Origin of the sequence: Microcoleus sp. B3-D2 (assembly GCF_036705345.1) — a bacterium.
In the GTDB taxonomy this organism is placed as follows: Bacteria; Cyanobacteriota; Cyanobacteriia; order Cyanobacteriales; family Microcoleaceae; genus Microcoleus.
Genome location: NZ_JAUBUG010000027.1, coordinates 1 through 19,163 on the forward strand (window position 1 = coordinate 1; position 19,163 = coordinate 19,163).

At 47.0% G+C, this 19,163-nt stretch carries 19 protein-coding genes; 9 read left to right on the forward strand and 10 right to left on the reverse strand.

Annotated features, from left to right (window positions below):
- The first annotated feature begins 172 nt into the window (after positions 1 to 172).
- From QUB14_RS12360 to QUB14_RS12375, 4 genes are all read left to right on the forward strand, one after another.
- A complete protein-coding gene (locus QUB14_RS12360) occupies positions 173 to 3,346 on the forward strand; it encodes an SNF2-related protein (protein WP_333217265.1) in 3,174 nt (1,057 codons plus the stop codon).
- Positions 3,347 to 3,475: 129 nt separating this feature from the next.
- Positions 3,476 to 3,781, forward strand: a complete 306-nt coding sequence (locus tag QUB14_RS12365) for a small RNA NsiR4-regulated ssr1528 family protein (RefSeq protein ID WP_015178377.1) — start codon at positions 3,476 to 3,478, stop codon at positions 3,779 to 3,781.
- A 342-nt stretch (positions 3,782 to 4,123) separates the two neighbouring features.
- Positions 4,124 to 4,393, forward strand: a complete 270-nt coding sequence (locus tag QUB14_RS12370; RefSeq protein WP_333217266.1) for a type II toxin-antitoxin system Phd/YefM family antitoxin — start codon at positions 4,124 to 4,126, stop codon at positions 4,391 to 4,393.
- The gene (locus QUB14_RS12375; protein ID WP_015178374.1) at positions 4,380 to 4,658 is read left to right on the forward strand and encodes a type II toxin-antitoxin system RelE family toxin; all 279 of its coding nucleotides are present in this window, start codon (positions 4,380 to 4,382) and stop codon (positions 4,656 to 4,658) included. Before QUB14_RS12370 ends, QUB14_RS12375 begins: the two co-directional genes overlap by 14 nt.
- 51 nt (positions 4,659 to 4,709) lie before the next feature.
- Here the strand turns inward: QUB14_RS12375 and QUB14_RS12380 are convergent, their stop codons facing one another.
- From QUB14_RS12380 to deoC, 6 genes are all read right to left on the reverse strand, one after another.
- Positions 4,710 to 5,621, reverse strand: coding sequence for an NAD(P)H-dependent glycerol-3-phosphate dehydrogenase (locus QUB14_RS12380; protein ID WP_333217267.1), 912 nt, complete (start codon positions 5,619 to 5,621; stop codon positions 4,710 to 4,712).
- A gap of 111 nt (positions 5,622 to 5,732) precedes the next feature.
- Entirely contained in the window at positions 5,733 to 6,161 is a 429-nt protein-coding gene (locus tag QUB14_RS12385) for an NUDIX hydrolase (protein ID WP_333217268.1), read from the reverse strand.
- Positions 6,162 to 6,251: 90 nt separating this feature from the next.
- A complete protein-coding gene (locus QUB14_RS12390) occupies positions 6,252 to 7,478 on the reverse strand; it encodes a glycosyltransferase family 4 protein (RefSeq protein WP_333217269.1) in 1,227 nt (408 codons plus the stop codon).
- A gap of 26 nt (positions 7,479 to 7,504) precedes the next feature.
- A complete protein-coding gene (locus tag QUB14_RS12395; RefSeq protein WP_333217270.1) occupies positions 7,505 to 9,076 on the reverse strand; it encodes an MFS transporter in 1,572 nt (523 codons plus the stop codon).
- A gap of 231 nt (positions 9,077 to 9,307) precedes the next feature.
- Complete coding sequence (recO, locus tag QUB14_RS12400; RefSeq protein WP_333217271.1) at positions 9,308 to 10,183, reverse strand: DNA repair protein RecO; 876 nt, start codon at positions 10,181 to 10,183, stop codon at positions 9,308 to 9,310.
- A 238-nt stretch (positions 10,184 to 10,421) separates the two neighbouring features.
- Positions 10,422 to 11,102 carry a deoxyribose-phosphate aldolase gene (gene deoC / locus QUB14_RS12405; RefSeq protein ID WP_333182041.1) on the reverse strand — a complete coding sequence of 227 codons (681 nt, stop codon included), beginning with the start codon at positions 11,100 to 11,102 and terminating at the stop codon, positions 10,422 to 10,424.
- 396 nt (positions 11,103 to 11,498) lie between these two features.
- On the opposite strand from deoC, the gene QUB14_RS12410 reads away from it, so the two are divergent.
- Both QUB14_RS12410 and QUB14_RS12415 read left to right on the forward strand, forming a co-directional pair.
- Positions 11,499 to 11,861 (forward strand): hypothetical protein, encoded by a 363-nt coding sequence (locus QUB14_RS12410; RefSeq protein ID WP_190662530.1) that lies wholly within the window; start codon positions 11,499 to 11,501, stop codon positions 11,859 to 11,861.
- 349 nt (positions 11,862 to 12,210) lie between these two features.
- Positions 12,211 to 13,233, forward strand: coding sequence for a tetratricopeptide repeat protein (locus tag QUB14_RS12415; protein WP_333217272.1), 1,023 nt, complete (start codon positions 12,211 to 12,213; stop codon positions 13,231 to 13,233).
- Positions 13,234 to 13,322: 89 nt separating this feature from the next.
- Here QUB14_RS12415 and QUB14_RS12420 read toward each other — a convergent pair whose 3' ends face one another.
- From QUB14_RS12420 to QUB14_RS12430, 3 genes are all read right to left on the reverse strand, one after another.
- Entirely contained in the window at positions 13,323 to 14,069 is a 747-nt protein-coding gene (locus tag QUB14_RS12420; RefSeq protein WP_333217273.1) for a hypothetical protein, read from the reverse strand.
- A gap of 576 nt (positions 14,070 to 14,645) precedes the next feature.
- Positions 14,646 to 15,368, reverse strand: a complete 723-nt coding sequence (locus tag QUB14_RS12425; protein WP_333217274.1) for a pyridoxine 5'-phosphate synthase — start codon at positions 15,366 to 15,368, stop codon at positions 14,646 to 14,648.
- 62 nt (positions 15,369 to 15,430) lie between these two features.
- Positions 15,431 to 16,216, reverse strand: coding sequence for a nucleotidyltransferase domain-containing protein (locus tag QUB14_RS12430; RefSeq protein WP_333217275.1), 786 nt, complete (start codon positions 16,214 to 16,216; stop codon positions 15,431 to 15,433).
- Between the two features lie 98 nt (positions 16,217 to 16,314).
- On the opposite strand from QUB14_RS12430, the gene QUB14_RS12435 reads away from it, so the two are divergent.
- On the forward strand, positions 16,315 to 16,455 hold the full coding sequence (locus tag QUB14_RS12435; protein ID WP_333167734.1) for a hypothetical protein: 141 nt from the start codon (positions 16,315 to 16,317) through the stop codon (positions 16,453 to 16,455).
- Positions 16,456 to 16,487: 32 nt separating this feature from the next.
- Positions 16,488 to 17,348, forward strand: a complete 861-nt coding sequence (locus QUB14_RS12440; protein ID WP_333217276.1) for a Tab2/Atab2 family RNA-binding protein — start codon at positions 16,488 to 16,490, stop codon at positions 17,346 to 17,348.
- 252 nt (positions 17,349 to 17,600) lie between these two features.
- On the opposite strand, the gene QUB14_RS12445 is transcribed toward QUB14_RS12440, so the two are convergent.
- Positions 17,601 to 17,723 carry a hypothetical protein gene (locus QUB14_RS12445; protein WP_333217277.1) on the reverse strand — a complete coding sequence of 41 codons (123 nt, stop codon included), beginning with the start codon at positions 17,721 to 17,723 and terminating at the stop codon, positions 17,601 to 17,603.
- A gap of 80 nt (positions 17,724 to 17,803) precedes the next feature.
- On the opposite strand from QUB14_RS12445, the gene QUB14_RS12450 reads away from it, so the two are divergent.
- Positions 17,804 to 19,099 (forward strand): TldD/PmbA family protein, encoded by a 1,296-nt coding sequence (locus QUB14_RS12450; RefSeq protein ID WP_333217278.1) that lies wholly within the window; start codon positions 17,804 to 17,806, stop codon positions 19,097 to 19,099.
- Positions 19,100 to 19,163: the final 64 nt, after the last annotated feature.

Consider the following 19,163-nt stretch of genomic DNA (forward strand, 5'->3'; position numbering starts at 1 on the left):
GGAAATTAGTTTCCACCCATTCCCCCCCAGATGTCAAGCCTGATTTTGTTAAGAAAGATGTGAGTAAGGCATAGCTTAATAAGGGGGGGACAAGAGTTTAATTCAAAGTCCCCCTTCTTAAGGGGGATTTAGGGGGATCGAAGATTGTGGCACATAACAAATAACTCATAACATGAATTTAACCGATTACCCCTGGCGGATTAGCTATTCTAGCAACGAAAATAACCCGATCGCCGATTTCTACATTCCCGCCCTAGAATGTGCTCTACAGTACGATCGCAAATCCGGCTTTTTCAACAGCGCCATCCTCAGTAAAGTAGCGCAGGGATTGGGCGCGATGCTGCACAATCAAGGGCGGATGCGGTTAATCATGGGCTGTCAGTTCAGCCCGCAAGACTTGCAAGCTATCCAACAAGGTTACGCCCTCCGAGATGCAGTTACCATCCGCCTCGATACCGATTTACAGCCGCCCAAAACCTTCGCCCAACTCAAACATTTTGAAATTCTCAGTTGGCTGATTCAAAACAGTTATCTCGATATTAAAATCGCCGTTCCCCTCAAATCTAACGGCTTACCAATAGATACTGAAAGTTTACTCGATCGGCAGCATATTTTTCACGAAAAAGTCGGCATTTTCACCGACTGTAACGGCGCACAATTAGCTTTTAGCGGTTCCAATAACGAATCTCTCAGCGGTTGGGAAAGCAACGTTGAATCTTTCCACGTTTATTGTGCTTGGGAAGGCGGCAGAGATGCAGAACGAGTTTCTGATGAGATTTTTCGGTTTGAACAGTTATGGAACAATTTATCGCCGAATGTGCGCGTTTTTGAAGTGCCGGAAGCGGTGAAAAATAAGCTGCTCAACTATGCGCCCCGCAGTAAACCTGTGTGGAATCGGGAGGAAGGTTCGGCAACGGATTTTGTAACGGATGTAACGGATGTAACAGATGAGGAAGGTTCGGCAACGGATTTTGTAGCGGATGTAACGGATGTTAGGAGTCGGGATTTAGGAGGAGTTGTTGGGGATTCTGAACTATTCCTAGATTATGCTAAATTTGAACCGCTTCTCAATTTGTACGCATCACCGACTTGTCTCGATTATTGTTTGAAATCTATTCCGATTAAACCTTGGCCGCATCAGATTAAGATATTGCGTAGAGTGGCGGCTAATTTTCCGAAAAGTTTCTTAATTGCGGATGAAGTCGGATTGGGAAAAACCATCGAAACTGGGTTAATTCTGCGTTACTTACTCGTCAGCCAAAAAGTTAAGCGCGTGTTAATTTTAGCACCCGCCAGCATTCAGCCGCAATGGCACGAAGAGTTGCGCGAAAAATTCAATTTGCACTTTTGGAGTTATAGCAAAGGTGAATTAAAAAATTCGTATGGGGAGAGGAGTCAGTCAGGCGAAGAGAATATTTGGAATTCCCGAAATCTCATTTTAGCATCATCTCATTTAGTCCGTCGGAGCGATCGCACAAAACAGCTTTTAGACGCGCAACCGTGGGATTTGGTGATTCTGGATGAAGCGCATCACGCCCGCCGCCAAAGCCCGCAAAACCGCAAGGAAACTCCGAATCGGTTGTTACAGTTAATGCAGCAATTGAAAGAAAAAAGCCGATCGCTGTTATTATTATCCGCCACGCCGATGCAGATTGACGCGATCGAAGTTTTCGATTTATTGCACCTTCTCGGACTCCAAGGACATTGGTCTTATGGTGAGAATTTCTGCACTTATTTTAGCACATTGTCGGAAAAGCCCGATCGCCAAACCTTGAATTTTTGGCAACTGATGTCTGTAGATTACTTCCAGCAAGGAGGTTCGCCCTGTTTGCGGTTGCAGGAATATTTACAGAAAGGCGATCGGCTACTATATTATAAGTTGCGCGATGTCTGGGAAAAAAACCAGCGAGTCAACCCAAAACAAGTTGCTGAAGACACGGATTTTATCGCCGCTTCCCGCCAATATTTGACAGTGAATACTCCCCTCAAGGATTTGATGTTCCGCCACACGCGCGACACCTTGCGCCAATACTATCAGCGGGGATTGTTGGATCGCGATATTCCCCACCGCGCAGTCACAGACAATGCGATTACTTTAGAAAATAACCGCGAAGTCCCCCTTTATCTCGCCGTCAGCAATTACGTGCGGCACTTTTATAATCTAGCGCAAAAAGACAACCGCAAAGCGTTAGGATTTTTGATGACTCTTTACCGCAAACGCCTGACAAGTTCGTTTTATGCGATTCGCGAATCCTTACAGCGCCGCCTCGAAGGAATTAGCATTACTGAGGATGATTTTCACGATTTAGATGAGGCCGATGATGTGATTCTGGAAGGAATGGAATCTTATTTTGAACCAGCCGATCCTGAAGAAATTAAATATTTAGAAGATTTACTTTATCAATTTGAGAATACAGGCGAAGATAGCAAGCTTTCGCATTTTATCACAATTTTGCGTCAAGAACTAATCGAGCGCGAAAGTGCGATCGTCTTTACGCAATACACCGACACAATGGATTATATCCGCAGCGCTTTACAACAATTATATGGTGCTCAGATTGCTTGCTATTCCGGGCGCGGCGGAGAATTGTATCAAAATGGCCAATGGCGAATTTTTCCGAAAGAACAAATCAAAACCAAATTCCGAGAAGGAATCATCAAAATTTTACTTTGTACCGAATCCGCATCAGAAGGGCTAAATTTGCAAACTTGCGGCGTTTTAATTAACTACGATATGCCTTGGAATCCCATGCGAGTCGAACAACGCATCGGCAGACTCGATCGCATCGGACAGATTTATGATACCGTCAGAATACATAATTTTTATTACGACGGAACGGTAGAGGCGAAGGTTTACAAGAAATTGCGCGATCGCATCGATGCTTTCCAAACCGTAGTCGGCAATTTGCAACCGATTCTCGCAACAGTTCCCACTTTTATCGAACAGGCTGTGATGAGTGCAGATCCCGAAGAAGAGGGCGTTTTGTTGGGAGAGTTCGATCGCATTTTAGACGCGCCGCCTTTGCGCCTTGCCCTCGATGAAATGGTAGCGATGGATGTAGAATCAGATTTGCAAGAAATCCGTCAACCTTTGTCGCCGACTTCTCTGTTTCCTGAAACCATCGAAGATTTGTTTGTCAATTCTTTGAGTTTAAAGCAGATTGGCGCTATCTTCGATCGCTCTGAAAATCGCACTTGGCATCTCAACTATAAAAGTCGCGATTATTATATCACATTTTACCCGGATATCTTTGACGAAAATGCTTCACTGCAATTGATGAGTTTTGGCAATCCGTTGTTTGAAGAAATGCTAAGTGCGATCGCCCTTGTGGCAAACTGTGCTTAATCGAATATTTTTAGCTTGTTTCACGAGTTTACGTTATTTTGAGCTGTACTAGAGTTTGGTGCTCAACTGTGGCACTTTTAGGACTAAACTACTTTTTATGACGATCGTCCTTTTTATTTTATTTGCACAATGTCTTCAGAAACAAACTCAGCGGCTCAATCTACAACTGGTGCAGATGCGATCGATGTTGCGATCGCCTCTGGAATCGACTTTGACGGTACTCCGATTCCGCAAGCAAAATTAGACCTCTACAAGCAAGTGATGGGCTTAGAAGCCGGCAGACAGCGCAGTGGCGTGTCAAATACAATGCGATCACGCATTGTCCGAATCGGTGTCAAACACATCGGACAAGAGGAACTCGATAAAATGCTGGTGGCGGCAAACTTTGCACCGCTGAAAGAGAAAGAAATTGCGTTTTATTACGGCGGTAAATAGATCGTATTTATCCCGCTTATATCATGTCTGGTTGCATCCTTCATGTAGGGGCGGGGCGGGTTTATTAGATCCTTAGTTTTCAACAATTGTGGTTGGTGAAACCCGCCCCTGATGATAAGGAACAGTCTTAGATGGTAGGGTCACTCTAGAAGGCGGTATTACGCAATGCAGGAAAAATACGGCTGGCGACTGCTGCGAAATTTCTCCCAGAGGTGCAGGATTTTTCTCAAAAACCGGGTTTTTTGCGTAAGTCCTACTTTTGTAATCCCAAATATCGATCGACCTCCCAATCCCTGCCGATTTGGCCTAAAATAGACATAACCCACGCTCATAACATCTGTCATGCAAAGTTACACCCTCGCAGAAGTATGTAATCCACAGGGGACAGTCTTTAACCGAGCTGCTGTGGAGCCAGTTTTACTCACAGATAAATCGCAGCCCAGCCACGTAATTATGTCGGCTGATGCCTATCAGCGCTTGATAGAGCGACTGATGGAATTAGAAGATATGCTTTTAGGAAAAGCAGCAAAATCGGCCATGAGTCAGTCTCAAATGGTTGGTACTAAAACCTTTGTAGAAACACTACAACAACTGGCAAATGGCGAAACTTGATGGTTTACAAACAGTTCTCGACTTTCTCAAGGGTTTGCAACCTAAAATAGCGGCTCAAATTGCTAAAAAAGTGTTAGCGCTGAATGTCGATCCTTTACCTAATGATAGCAAGCAATTAATCGGATATCCGGGTTATTATCGGGTAGATAGTGGCGAGTATCGGATTATTTACAGCTTTAATCCCGAAGAAGATTTGGTAGAAATTATTCTAGTTGGTAAGCGTAACGATGATGAAGTGTACAAAAAATTAGAGCGCCTTTTTTAAGAAACTCATTCTCAGTGATGCTGCTCTAAATATCTGGTAAGTATTTTGATATTACTCCGGTTTCAAAGTGCGTTCCATCAGCGATAAAACGGCTTGTTCTGGAGTAATTTCACTATTTAATAAGCGATAAACTTGACGAGAAACAGGCACTTCAATGCCGCGTTGATTGGCCAAATCAATCAACACATTAGTAGTATTGACTCCCTCAGCAGTGCTCTGCAATTCCTGCAAAATTTGCTCTAGAGATTTGCCTTTAGCTAACCCGAAACCAACCCGATAATTGCGCGATAAAGGACTGTTGCAAGTAGCAAGCAAATCTCCCAAACCAGATAAACCGTAAAAAGTTTCTGCGCGAGCTCCCAAACGAACTCCTACCCGAATCATTTCCGGCAAAGCGCGAGTCAGCAAAGCAGATTTAGCATTAGTTCCTAATTGTAAACCGTCGCAAACACCAGCAGCGATCGCAAATACATTTTTCAAAGTTCCACCTAACTCAGTTCCCAGCGGGTCTTCATTCACATAAACCCGAAAAATATCGGAACTGTAAATATTTTGCACTTGCTTGGCCGCCGCTAAATCCCAACTCGCCGCTACAGTTGCAGCAGGCAATCCTTGCTGGATTTCCTCGGAAAGATTAGGGCCCGAAAGTACCACTATTGAATTGTTAGGAAAGGCATTTTGCCAAATTTGAGATGGAGTGCGCGTACTCGCGGGGTCTAAACCTTTGGTGACAGTAACTATAATTGTACTCGGACTTAACTCTAAAGCCAAAAGTCGATCGACTGTTGCTCCAACTCCTTTCATCGAAACTGCCGAAACAACAACATCCGCACCTGTTATAACTGATTCTAGATTAAAAGAACTGCTGCGCGACCACAAATTAACTCGAGATCCTTTTTTGCCTCCCAGATTTGCCAGTGCCGAACCCCAAGCACCTCCGCCTAATATTGTCAAGCTTGGCATAGAATTTAGTTTAATGAATTTAACCGCAGATTAACACAGATAAATCACAGATAAATCATAGCAATCAACCTGCGTTAATCCGCGTGCATCTGCGGTTAACAAATCCTCACCCTACAAACGCGGCCGCAATCCATAATGACGGTAACGCCAATAATCGCGCAAAATGCGATCGTGATCGAAACATAATTGCTGGGGAATCTGCCAAGATTCAAAAATCTGTAAATTTTTAGCATCGTCGGCGGCTTGAGGTTCGCCCGTTGCAGAAGCCAAAAATACAATACTAATAGTGTGTTCGCGGGCGTCGCGATTTGGGTCAGAATAAACGTAAAATTGCTCGATTAATTCTACATTCAAGCTTGTTTCTTCTAAAGCTTCGCGTTTTGCCGCCGTTTCTACCGCTTCCCCGTAATCGACAAAACCGCCGGGAAGTGCCCAGCCGTAGGGAATATTGCGGCGTTCGATGAGTATGATCGGCCGATGGGGGCGATCGGCTAACTCGATGATAATATCAACTGTAGGAGCAGGATTTCGGTAAGTCATTTGTAAAGGAAGAAGGAAGGCACGACACGAATTTTGACACGGATACACGGATTAATTTCAACTGGTTCGGAGTTCCTTCTTCCTGTTGAATCATGCTAAACCGCGAAGTGGCACCCGCTGCTTTTGCAAAACCTCAGAGTACAGCTTTTCCAACTCAGTAATATTCTGACTGAGAGTGTAGCGGTCGAGCGCCCGTTGGCGTGCTTTTTGACCAAGCAGCATTCCCAACTCAGGATGATCGCAAAACAGCGGTAGCAAAGTTTGCAACTGACTCCGTACCCGCTGAGTGTTCAAAACAATCCCCGCGCCTTCCTCCAAGGCCTCGCCGTCAGCACCGGCATCCGTTGCCAAACAAGCCAAACCGCAGGCCATCGCTTCCAGCAGCGACAGCGACAGTCCCTCCACCAAAGAAGGCAAAATAAATACGTCGGCACCCCGCAGAATTTCGATCCGGCGTTCCTCCTCCGCAACAAATCCGAGCCACACAATGCCATCATCTTCGCCGTAAAACAGTTGCAGCGAGGCGGCTAGGGGCCCATCGCCTACGATCGCCAATACGTTCCCAGGGCCAAAATTGCACTGTTTCCATGCTTTGAGCAAAGCCTCGACATTTTTCTCCTGGGCAATGCGGCCTTGGTAAACAAAAACTCGATCGGCCTTTAATTCCGACTTCAACCCCGAAGGCCCGGGCGAATATTTAACAGCATCCACGCCATTGGGAATCACTGCCACCCGTTCTTCCGGCACTCCCAAGCGCACCAAAATATCCCGCTGAATGTAAGAAAATACGATCGTCGAGTCGTAGTTCGCCAAAAACGGAGCGTAAAGTTGATACATCAGGTGTTGGGTTCCCGATGTCAAATTCCGCAATTTGCGATCGAACGGCGGGTGAAAAGTCGCCACCAGAGGCAAATTCAATTCTTGACAAATTTCCGGCAGCAGAAAGTCTAAAGGCGAAAGCGTCAGGGAAGCGTGAACAACATCGGGTTTCAGCCGCCGCAGAGACTTCATCAGCACTGTGCGGGACTTGAGAGTGGGAATCGTATAAATTTGCGACTTGTAGTGACAGGGTAAAGAGACTTCGTTGCAACTAGCGGGCGATAGCGAATTCGTATATGAGGTTTGAGCAATTCCCTTTCCCCATGAACCATTTACCATGTTCCACCCCGTATTGTTCCTGTCCAGCGGGCCCGCTTCTTGGGCGAAGTGCAGGAAACTGACCTGGTATCCCCGGTCTAATAGTGCGTTGGTGACTTCCCTGGAGTAAGTGACGTTACCGCAAAAAGGTGATTTTTTTCCTAGCCAAGCGATGTGCATTCGAGTAAATCAGGGTTTGTTATTTTTTAGCTTCGATCGACTTTGCTATTACTGCTACGGGAAATATACCAGGTTAAGACACCGCCAGCGATCGCTAATCCTGCTAAAGCCAAAAATACTGTCGGCAAACCCAGAAATGTTTCGGCTACCCCGGCCAAAGCCAAGGGTAAACTCAAAGCGATATTAGTGGCATTGTTTTGCAGCCCGAAGACTTTTCCCCGCATTTCTTCTGGGGTTTCTGCTTGAATTGTAGTCTGCATCGGCACTCCCACCAATGAGGCAAATAAACCCAATAGGGTAATGAACAGCACCGAGAGCCACAAATGGTGTGTAAATGCAGAAAGGCCCATCAGAGCAAGTGCCATGCCGATCGATCCGATTAAACTCAGTTGGGAGTGAGAAAATTTATGGCCGAGATAGCCCACTGTCGCCGCCCCAGCAGCCATGCCAACGCCCACCGCAGCCAGCAAAAAGCCAAATTGCGACGCTTTCATACCGGGGAGGATTTCTGCCAGCCGAACTGCTAGAACTGCCAAGGCTGCAAAAATGGAAAATAGAATAATTAGTTGAATTAAAGCATTGCGGACTTTAGGTTGATCGTTGATGTAACGCAGGCCGTCTTGCAAATCTGCTAGGGGGTGCGGCGGTTCGTGTTCGGCATCGTTTTTTTCGCCTGTTTTCATCGACAGCAACAGCACTCCGGCGAAGGCGTAACTTCCGCCTACTACTAATTCTTTGCCGATGCCGAGTCCGCCGCCGAGGTTGGAAAATAAGGTGTCGGCTAAAGCTAGTAAGGGTTCTCCGACTGCAAAGCCAATAATCACCGAACCCATCATGGTTGTGGTGTAGAGGGAGTTTGCCGATAGCAGGTGGCGGCGTTCCACAATTAGGGGAATCACTGACTGTTCTGCTGGGGCGAAAAATTGAGTTAGGGTCGAAACGAGGAATGTCACTAGCAGCAGCAAGCAGAATCCGAGCGGCAGTTGACCGAGTTCCCACCCGTCAGAGAGCCACAGCAGCACGGGCAATGTTAAAACAAAGCCTCCCCGCAGCAGGTTTGTGGCTACGAGCACTGCTTTTTTCGACCAGCGATCGACATACACGCCTGCGGCGGCCCCGAACAGCACTGCGGGAATGGTAAAGGCGATCATGATTGCCGATACCCACCTGCTGATGGTTTGATCTGGCGCTTGAAAGCGGCTGGCCACGAGGGCGATCGTCAGTACGAGATAAACTTTATCTGCTAGTTGGGAAAAAACTTGCCCGCTCCACAATGCTAGAAAATTTGGGTTTTTGAGCACTGGCAGAAATCCTGTTTCTTCTTCGGGAGTTTCGGCTACTGCTTCGGAGAGTTCTGCTGCTGGCTCTGGTGTGGGAACCGGCGGGATTGCTTCGGCTTGTTGGCTTTTGCGGTTGCTTGACTCTGTTTCGGGAGTTGTGGGAGATTTATCCATTTCTGGGTGTTCGACGTTGCTCCATTGTCGATCGGCCAAGACGGGATCGGAGCGAAAATCGGGAAAATTTTCTCGTTCTTCCATTTTGTGGTGGGTCACAGCTAAAACAGATATTGTCAAATCAGAATCGGACAGTCGCATCATAGGATTTGGGGGGGATCGCCTGGGATGGTGGAGGTTGGGGGGACGGGAATTTCAAATTGAGGTGTTAACCCCTAAGTTTATTAATAATCTCGTAACTTTATCTCTATCTATTATCTGATGTCGCAACAACCTTGAGAATTTACCTGAAATGGCCGGCTGGTTCGGGTATCCGGCAGGCTGGGGGTGCGATGTACGATCGCCCGTTCCCCTATTTAACTCAACACTCAAAATTTAAAACTCAAAACTCTCTAGGTAGGTGTCGATCGAGCTTCCCGAGCGAATCGTGCAACCTAAATGATACTGGGCATATTGTCGCAAAATATTTTCTACTGATACCCATGTTGTTCGATCGGCAATCCCCTCTCCTAGTTCTGGACTAGCCAACTGTTGCAGCGCTGCTAATTCATTAGCATTAATCTCGAAATTTGTCAAGTGTTTGCTGCTATTCATTTGGCGGGAACGGGAGGGGGATTTGTACAAGCTACCGGTTTGTGAAGAGAGTTCTGCCTCTAAGTTAGCTAGTTCGGACAAGCTGAAGGTTCCCCCAGAGGGTATACTAAACCCGGTTTGCCAGTTCGGATCGGTGAAGTTTGGGATGAGCGGCTGTCTGGTGGCGCAGCAAACTTGGACTTGGGGCGCGAGGCCGGCTAAAGCTAGCAAGTGAAAAATGCCGTGGGCGAGGTGAGCAATCAGCACGGCGGCGGATTCGATTTCTGTGCGATCGGACAAACGCTCTAAACGGCTCAAATGTTCGCCCAGCAACCAAAAGAGTTCTTCTTGGGGCTCATCGGAAAGGGCACTGGCGATCGCCAATTCGGCCAGATATTGCGCGGCGGAGAGTTTCCCGAGGTTGCGGCTCAAACCCGGATGGGATTGTACGGTGTCGGCTTGGGTAATTTTGTCGAGCGATCGGCCTTTGGCAATTAGCAATTCGTTGACAACAAATAATTCGCTTCTACCGCCAATGGTCGATCGCTGTTTGCGAACACCCGGTGCTACGGCTCGAATTAAGCCGAATTCCCGCGTCAAAATTGTCAGCACTCGATCGGATTCGCCCATCGCCGCACTCTTAAGATTGATTCCAGTTGCTTTGTAAGTTCGAGTCACTCGATTTTAGATTTTAGATTTTAGATTTTAGATTGACTACATTACTTCGGACAGTTTCATTGTCCTCGTTGGTCGATCGAGCTGGAACAGTCATTCTACAGTTGGCAATCAAAAACTGTCCGAAGTATTGTTATTAGACAGTAGCAAAAACAGTCCAAGAGGCAGAACTTTTAGTTGTAGGGTGGGTAAGGGCGAACCAATTCCCAATTAGTCATTAGTCCTTGCTAATGACTAATGACTAATGACTTTTATCTAAATTATCGCGCTGGCGGATTAATTCCGGGCCGCGAGAAGTCCCCAAACGAGTTGCCCCAGCTACTACCAAATCTAGAGCTTGTTCGTGAGTACGAATTCCGCCGGCCGCTTTAATTCCAATTCGTCCCTTCGTAACTTCCTTCAGCAGTCGCACATCGTCAACTTTCGCCGGACCAAAAAAGCCAGTGTTGGTTTTGATGTAGGCGGCGCCGGCTTCCATACAAATCTCAGCCGCTAATTGTTTTTCGGCATCGGAAAGGAGCGAACTTTCGATAATTGCTTTAATGGTGAGATTAGTTTCTTCGCAAATTTGGGCTAATTCCCGGTGGAATTCGTCGATTCTTCCAGCTTTCAACAATCCTAAGTTAACGGAGACATCTAACTCTACGGCTCCATTATCTGCAGCTTCTAAAGCTTCGTAAACTTTCACGGTTGAAGTCGAAGCACCGGTGGGAAAACCTATAACTGTACAGACTTTGGGACGTTTGCCGTGCAGCAGTTCAACTGCTTGTCTGACGTAGGCGGGATACACGCAAACTGTGACAAACCCAAATCTCTCTGCTTGTTGGCAACAGTATTCTACTTGCTCTGGCGTAGCGGTGGGGTCGATCAGGCCGTAGTCGATCAAGGGGGCAATATCGATGTCTGCCTGGTTTGCAGCCATTGCTGTTTTTTCTCCGGAGTAACTACTTTATTAAGTATGTATCGAATTTACCCATTTTTGACCAAAAGCAGCCTGGGTACAACCCCCCGGATTCCTCCGTGAGGTCGCTTTCTCCAATTCTTCAATTCTTCAATCGATTGACTTTACTCGGGGTCTTAATAAGTACAAATACTCAATTAGCTGCTGGTGAAAACTCTTGTGGGAATTGGTTGACAGATTTATTTAAAAAAAATATTTTCGTATCTGCCTTTAGATACATTTTTAATCCTTCTTTAGGTATACTTTGTTAAAAGAGTTGCGGTAGAGCCTGCGTCAGCTACGCTAGGGCAGAGCCTGGTAGCGGCTACTGTTTTTACTTTTAGTAGTGCTTTAAAAACATAAAAGCCAGTGCCAAGCATGAATCATTTAGAACTCGAACAAGAAATTGGGAAGATGGCTAGAGCGATGATGAGTCGCAATAGCTTAATTGGTAAAGATTTGATTGCGGATCTCAGAGGGCGGCTGTCTGTTGACAGTGTAGCGGCTTTGATGATTGTCAGTATTGAGCGTTTGATTTGGTATGACTGCGAGTCCGTACTCTGGAGTTTGAGTTATTTGATTCCTGCTGACGTGATGGAAGAAATTCGCCGGATTACTGCGCTGGTTGTTTGCCAGCGGTTGATGGGCAAGGGTTTTGTGCTGGGCAAAGATTTTAGTATGGATGCAACAGGTCAGTTGCTGTTGAGTGAGAATGCTAAAACAGCGGTTGTGGTTGCTTGAATAGGGCAAGCAGAAGTTCGATCGCACTGTGAGATTTGCAGTTAGACTTGGGGCGCCCTAGGACTCTTTGTGTAACTGCAAACCTAATTCGGGATGCGGTGGTTAGATTTGCGCGATTCACGCAGAGTTAAGATTCGCAGCAGCTCTAAAAAACGATGAGTGCGGTTAGATAAAAGAGCATTTTACCCGAGGAAAATAGTTAGTTTCGACCGCAAATTGTTGAGGTTGTTACGGGTAGTTTGTACGGGCGATCGCCCTGTATCAAAAGTTTCCGATTTTTAGTGGAATTACAGTTTTACTCCCTGTAGGATTTCAGCTAGAATCATCCTTAAGATAGATACGAAATATTATGAACTTAATTCAAAACTTGGAAGCGGCTTGGTACTACCATCTGGGTTCGCGCCACCTCGAAGCTAACGATGATCATGGTGCTCTGGCGAACTTTAACAGAGCTTTGAAGTTGCAATCAGATCATTATAAGGCTTGGTTCGGCCGAGGTATGGCTCTGGGGAAATTAGAACGGCACTTAGAGGCGCTGAAGAGTTTTGATGAGGCCTTGGCGGTGGAGCCGAATGCGAGCTTTGGCTGGCACAACCGGGCTATTGCTTTAGGAAAGTTGGGCCGCTGGTTGGAGGCTCTCAACAGTTTTGACCGGGCTCTGGAGTTCAGTCCGTGCGCGGCGAGTATTTGGCACAACCGGGGACTGACGCTGATCGATATGGGGCTGTACGAGAAGGCGGTTCGGAGTTTCGATCGCTCTTTAACTTTGTACCCGGAGGCTGCTTGGGCGTGGTACAACCGAGGTAATGCCTTGTTGGAACTCAAGCTTTACTATCAGGCGCTCAACAGTTTTGAACGGGCGATCGAGTTTAAGCCTGACGACGCGAAGGCTTGGTACAATCGCGGTCTAGCTGCGAACTATATGGGACTTTACAAACAAGCAGTGGCTAGTTTTAGCCGATCGATCGCTCTACAACCGGGCAGAGCCGAAGCGGTGGGCGAACGGAGAGTTGCTTTGGAGAAATTAATAGGTTTAAATCAGAGAAATGCCAAGTTTACTCCCACATCTGAGCGTCCCTTTGAAGATTATTTGATTTGGTACAACCGGGGTGTGGAATTGGCGCGAAAACGCTGCTACTCTGAGGCGATTGCTTGCTACGAAACAGTCTTAGAAATAAATCCTGATTTTGCTAACGCTTTTTACAATAAAGCTTGCTGTTATGCGCTGCTGGGATTTGCTGATTTGGCCCTTGACAATTTGCAGCGGGCTGTTGAGTTGATCCCTAATTTATACCGAGAGCTAGCTTTAGCTGACTCGGATTTAAGCTGCATTTGGAAACAAGAACGTTTTGAAGCGCTGATCCAAGGTTAATGTTACGCAAAAAACAGCTCGCCCAATTGGGGAGCTGTTTTTTTGGGTGGCGCAAATTCGATCGCCCGACAGTATTTGTGCAATCTTTGCTATTGCAGAGAAACTCGGATTGAGGGCTTGACCGGCCTCTTGGCAACTACGATTACCCGGTAGGTTCCGGACTCGGGGAGTTGAGCAAAAGTTTGACCTTCGCCTTGATCCAGAAGTTGTCCCGACGGAGATTCGATCGCCAGATCTAGATTTTTTTTGTTAGCTGTCACCCTAATTGTCTGCCCCTGCTTGCCTTGAACCGTGATGGGCTGGATTTGGTAGCCGGACATTTTGAGTTTGATTGTGGCTTGTTTTTCCTTGAATGCTATGGGAATTGCGCGATCGGGCCTATAAGTCCACTTGGCGTTAAAGTCGCGTCCGAGTACGAAGCTGGTGGTTTCACCTTTCGGGGTAACTCGCACGCGGTAGATGCCGGACTCTGGCAACTGACCGATCCACTGATTATCTGTTTTTTCAATAACCCCCATATTTTCACCGTTGGGACTGTACAGTTCGGCTGTCAGTTTTCCAGCCCACAGGGAGAGAGTGAGTTCTCGCCCTTTGACGCCTTCAAAAATATAAGTGGTGGGTTGGTTGATGGTTTTTCGGATTTCCGAGGTTGACATTCGCTCGATCGGTTCGAGGTTGGGAACTGATTCAGAGGTAAGGGGTTTGTTAAGGGTTTCTGTAATTTCCGAGGCAGCCATCAGCTCGCTCGGCGCAATTTTGGGGGCTACTGGGCTGGCAAATACTGATTTTGCCGTCATCATGAGTAGCATTCCAGTCAGTAAAATTAGTTTTTTCATGTCGCACTTCCGAAGGGGGGTAAAGAGTTGTATATGGTTACTTGTGTTTGCCTGTTTTCACCGGATTAAATCTGGCGATCGCACAGCGGCTACAGGAGCATCTAGGATACACGTAAATATCCCGTACTGGCACAAAACCTGCTGGTAGCAAATTGGCAGTGCGGGAGCTAAGTAGTAGCCTCAGTTTGTCGGGACATTTTAATGATACTCCTTACGCATAATATCATCACGGAATATTAGTAATTTTGTCGAGGAAAATTAAAGCTTTTTCCCAGGATCTTGCTAAAGAAATGCCCCCACCCAAAAAACGCGGTGTCTGGGATGCTGGCTCTGCCTTGCTACTAGAAAACGGCCAGCACCCCCACGGGGTGACAGCCCGTAGTGTTACTTCATTTTTGGCGATCGTCTAATTATGTAGGGCGCTGCAAACCGCACATTACCATATTTGTAGCGCGTGCAACCCTTGTTTTCGTAAGTTTTGATACTGTATTTTTCTAGGGCAGATTTAGTCAGAAACGCTCATACAAACGAGTTTCTTACTGCCAAATCCGCCCTCCCCCACGAGGTTAATTCCTATTACGAACCTGCCAGGATTTGCAGATAAGCTTGTACTGTTTTGGACAAGCCCATTTCTAGGGCTTCCGCAATTAAAGCATGACCGATCGATACTTCTAGGATATCAGGAATCGAGCAAAATTTAGCTAAGTTTTGCAAATTTAAATCATGTCCGGCATTCACTCCCAAACCTGCTGATTGAGCGGCTTGAGCTGCTAAGACATATTGTTGAAAAACAAATTCTACTCTACCTTCGCGAAAAGCAGTCGCGTAGGGTTCCGTGTACAATTCTACTCGATCTGCTCCAACTTCTTTTGCTAGCGGCATGAGAGCAGCATCTGCGTCCATAAACAAGCTGACTCTGATGCCGTGGTTTTTTAATTTTTCAATGATTGGTAAGAGCCGATCGCGATTTTCGGGAATATTCCAACCGCTATCCGATGTTAGCACGTCTGGAGCGTCAGGGACTAAGGTACACTGAGCCGGTTTTACGTCGCAAACTATATCCATAAATGGCGGCTGAAACGGATTTCCTTCTATGTTAAACTCAACCGTTAGCATTTTAGCTAATTCGTAAACATCGGCAGCTTTGATGTGCCTTTCGTCGGGGCGGGGATGGACTGTAACGCCATGAGCTCCGGCAGCAATTACTGTTTTTGCGGCTTCCGTAACGCTGGGGATACCGATGTTTCGAGAGTTTCTGAGGAGGGCGATTCTGTTGATGTTAACGCTGAGTTTAGTCATGGGATGTTACTCTTTAAGGTTGATGCTACTATGTTAATCGCTTTCGGTACGAAACCTTGAGCCTATTGCGTTCGTGTTAGGGTGTTATCAAAGTAAAAATTAGCTTCTGCAAGCGGTAAACTTTCTGCAAAAAAAGATTCAGCTATTTGCTGTTTGGCTGCCAAATCTTCAAGGTTGGCAATGCAGAAAAGCGGTGCGATGCGATCGACTATTTGGGTCGGAAAATCTCGGGTGAAATATTTTAGTTCAAAGTCGTATCTGTGGGGACGGTAAATCATGCCCAACAGTTCGACTAAGGGTAGAAGCGTCCAATTGTGATAGTTGCCGATCGCATCTACTAAATGTCCTCGATAAATCTCTTTTTTAACCAGAGGTTGCAGCAAATCGAAACGGATTTTAATTTCGTTGAATCGGGTTTGCATTTGGGATAAATGATGGTTTTTATCCAAAAGATGTGGTACAGCTAGATTAGCTTTGTCAAAGGCTATCGGGACTTGTCCGTGCCTTTCTATTTCCAGAAAATCGTTGCGGCTGCTGCGCCGAAAAACGGCAAAATCAATTAGCAAAAACGGCGGGGTTTCTTTGAGCCGCCAGAAGCACTGCGATTGACCGTGCCAAGCGGGTTCGGGAACTCGATATTTGAGTTCGATTTCGGCAATTTCGGCGAGGGCTTTTTCAACAATCTCAAAAGTTTCTTCCACGCAGTTATCTTCAACCACAACGGCAATATCGAGGTCTGACCACTCGTCGGTGTATCCGTGGGCTGCTGAACCTCCTTGCCACAAAGCGAGAACAAAATCTAAAGGTTGTAAGGTAGAAACAATCTTTTCGAGAATGATTTGTCTCATGGAATCAAGCTATACTGTTTGTTTTCCCTGGCTTGCACAAGTTTAACAAACGATCGCGTGTTGAGATTGCTCCGCTACAGTTGTCCGAGGAGTTGCTAATGCTTCCGGTTGTGCACTGCTGCCAAAAATTACACGGGAAACTGCAAGGGAAAGTGGCAATCTTTGGGAAAGTGCGATCGCCCGCCATTGAAAATCAGCCTTATATTGTCAGAATCAGAAACTTGCCCGCTGTCCGGTAACATGAGAAAGGATTAATTTTTAACAGCGCGGCATGGCTACTATTTGGGAACTCGACTTTTACAGCCGTCCAATCCTAGACGAGCGAGAGAAAAAAAAATGGGAAGTGTTGATCTGCGAAAGCCCGCTGAATGTAGGCGACAAGGCCGAATCTCTGTTTCGCTACTCGCAATTCTGCTCCAGTTCTACCGTGAATTCCCTGTGGCTGGCTGGTGCAATTAAAGAGGCGATCGCCGCAGCACCGAAACGACCCGAAAAAATCCGCTTTTTCCGCCGCCAAATGGCGAACATGATTACCAAAGCCTGCGAGGACTTGGACATTCCCGCCGCCTGCAGCCGCCGCACCCTCGCCCTCAGCCTGTGGCTGGAAGAACGGATGCAAGACGTTTATCCCGCCGAACCGGGCTATCAAGCAGTTGTGAACCCGAGCGTTCAATTTGTACCCGAAACGCCAGTTGCGCTGCCCGATGCTTTAATCGGCGAAAAATGGGCGTTTGTGAGTTTGCCACTCGCAGCTTTTGACGAAATGTCCGAGTGGGATATCGGATTTGGCGAAGCTTTCGGACTGCCGATGACACGCCTCGCCCCAGAAACACAAATTCCGGGACTAATTATCTACTCGTCGAGAGCAGCGGCCCTGGCAGGTTGGATGTCGGGTTTGGAGTTGGCTTTTCTCAAATTTGAGAGCGGCCCACCCGCTAGGCTGGTATTAGATACGGGAGCTAACGATCGCTGGATTTTAGCTAATCTCAGAGACGCAGCAACTGAGAGAGAAGCGAAAGGATTTGAAGCCGCTAAAAAGCAAGCAAAAAAAGTACATTTCTTAGCAATTCAGTCGAATCCCGAATCGGAATCTTTTGCAGGATTTTGGCTGCTGCACGAACTAACTATTTAGTCGCTCGCTGGGCAATAACTGATATCGGGCAGCATTCTCAATCAGATTTAAGCAACCGGATTTTTTTAGGGAAAATCTCGGTTTTCAGAGCTGAATAGCAGTAAAAAAGTCGGTTTCTGACCGCAGCCAAAAACAGATACCGTCCCACGTACTCCTGGGGTGGAGATATCAAAATTTTAGATTTTAGTTTAAGTTCCCAGATTTATCTGTGGAGTAAATCTAAAACCTAAAATCTCAAAGCTAAAATCGACGCTAAGCGGTTGGCAAGATGCAAACAATCACAAATGCGTACAATCTTGCGATCGTGCATTCCACCAGTTTCCCCAAAGAATCTAAATGTATGCCCGCGATCCAAACCCATACCCAGTAAGTCATTGCCAATTCTTTAATCGAAAATCGAAAATCGAAAATCGAAAATAGTATTACCGATCGCCCATTACCAACCACCGAGAACAATGACCAACCAGCAATCAGCAGAACAACTGTTAGAACTAGCCACCAAAGCAGGTGCAGAAGCTGCTGAGGTATTGGAATCGCAATCGCTGTCAAGGCCGGTCTTTTTTGAAGCAAACCGCCTCAAACAGCTAGAAACCGCCCAAGCAGAAGGCATTGCACTGCGGCTGTGGCGGGATGGGCGGCCGGGTTTGGCGGTGGCCTACGGGCCCGTGGAACTGCAAATTTTGGTGGACAGGGCGATCGCACTTTCGCAACTCAACGAACCGGAAACCATCGAACTCGGCACGGGTGAGAAAGTTGTTTATCCCGATCGCGGAGTGTCGGTGTCGGCCGAACAGCTAGTAAACTGGGGAAAAGAGGCGATCGCGATCGTCCGCGAAGCCTATCCAGAAAGCCTCTGCACCGCCGAACTCGACTGCGAAATCGAGAGCACCCGCTTGCTGAACACCAGAGGCTTGGATTCCAGTCACACCGACACCACTCTCAGCGGTTACTTATCAGCAGAATTAGTGCGGGGAGAAGATTTCCTCAACATTTGGGAAGGCGAAACCGAACGCGGCACCCTCGACTTAAATACCAGCGCTAGGCGAGTTTTGCAACGTTTGGAATGGGCGAAAGACAATGTAGCCCCCGCCACGGGCCGCGTGCCGGTGCTATTTACAGCCAAAGCAGCCGATTTACTGTGGGGGACTGTGTGTGCGGCGTTGAACGGCAAACAGGTACTCGAAGGCGCTTCGCCTTGGAACGATCGATTAGGCCAACAAGTGACATCGCCGCTTGTCACCCTCTCGCAGCAGCCGGATATCGGACCCTATAGCTGTCCCTTTGACGACGAAGGTACTCCCACTCGGGCGATCGTCTTTATCAACAGCGGAGTGTTGCAGCTATTTTATACCGATCGCACCACCGGTCGAGCCTTGGGTAGCGGCACCACAGGCAACGGATTTCGCCCGGGTTTAGGCAGCTATCCGACACCGAGTTTGTTCAATGTTTTGATTAAACCAGGTTCGCTTTCGCTAATCGATTTAATCGCTCAATTAGACGACGGAATTGTAGTAGATCAAATGCTTGGCGGCAGTGCTGGAATTTCCGGCGATTTTTCAATTAATGTCGATCTCGGCTACCGAGTCAAAAAAGGTCAAATAGTCGGCAGAATTAAAGACACAATGGTAGCTGGCAACGTCTACAGCGTCCTCAAACAATTGGTAGAATTGGGAGGAGACTCCGAGTGGAACGGTTCTTGCCACACACCATCACTAATTGTAGAGGGATTGTCCGTCATCGGCAAGAATTAAAGGCAGTTGGCAGTTGGCAGTTAGCAGTTGTTAGTAGTCAGTTGTCAGTTGTCAGTTGTTAGTA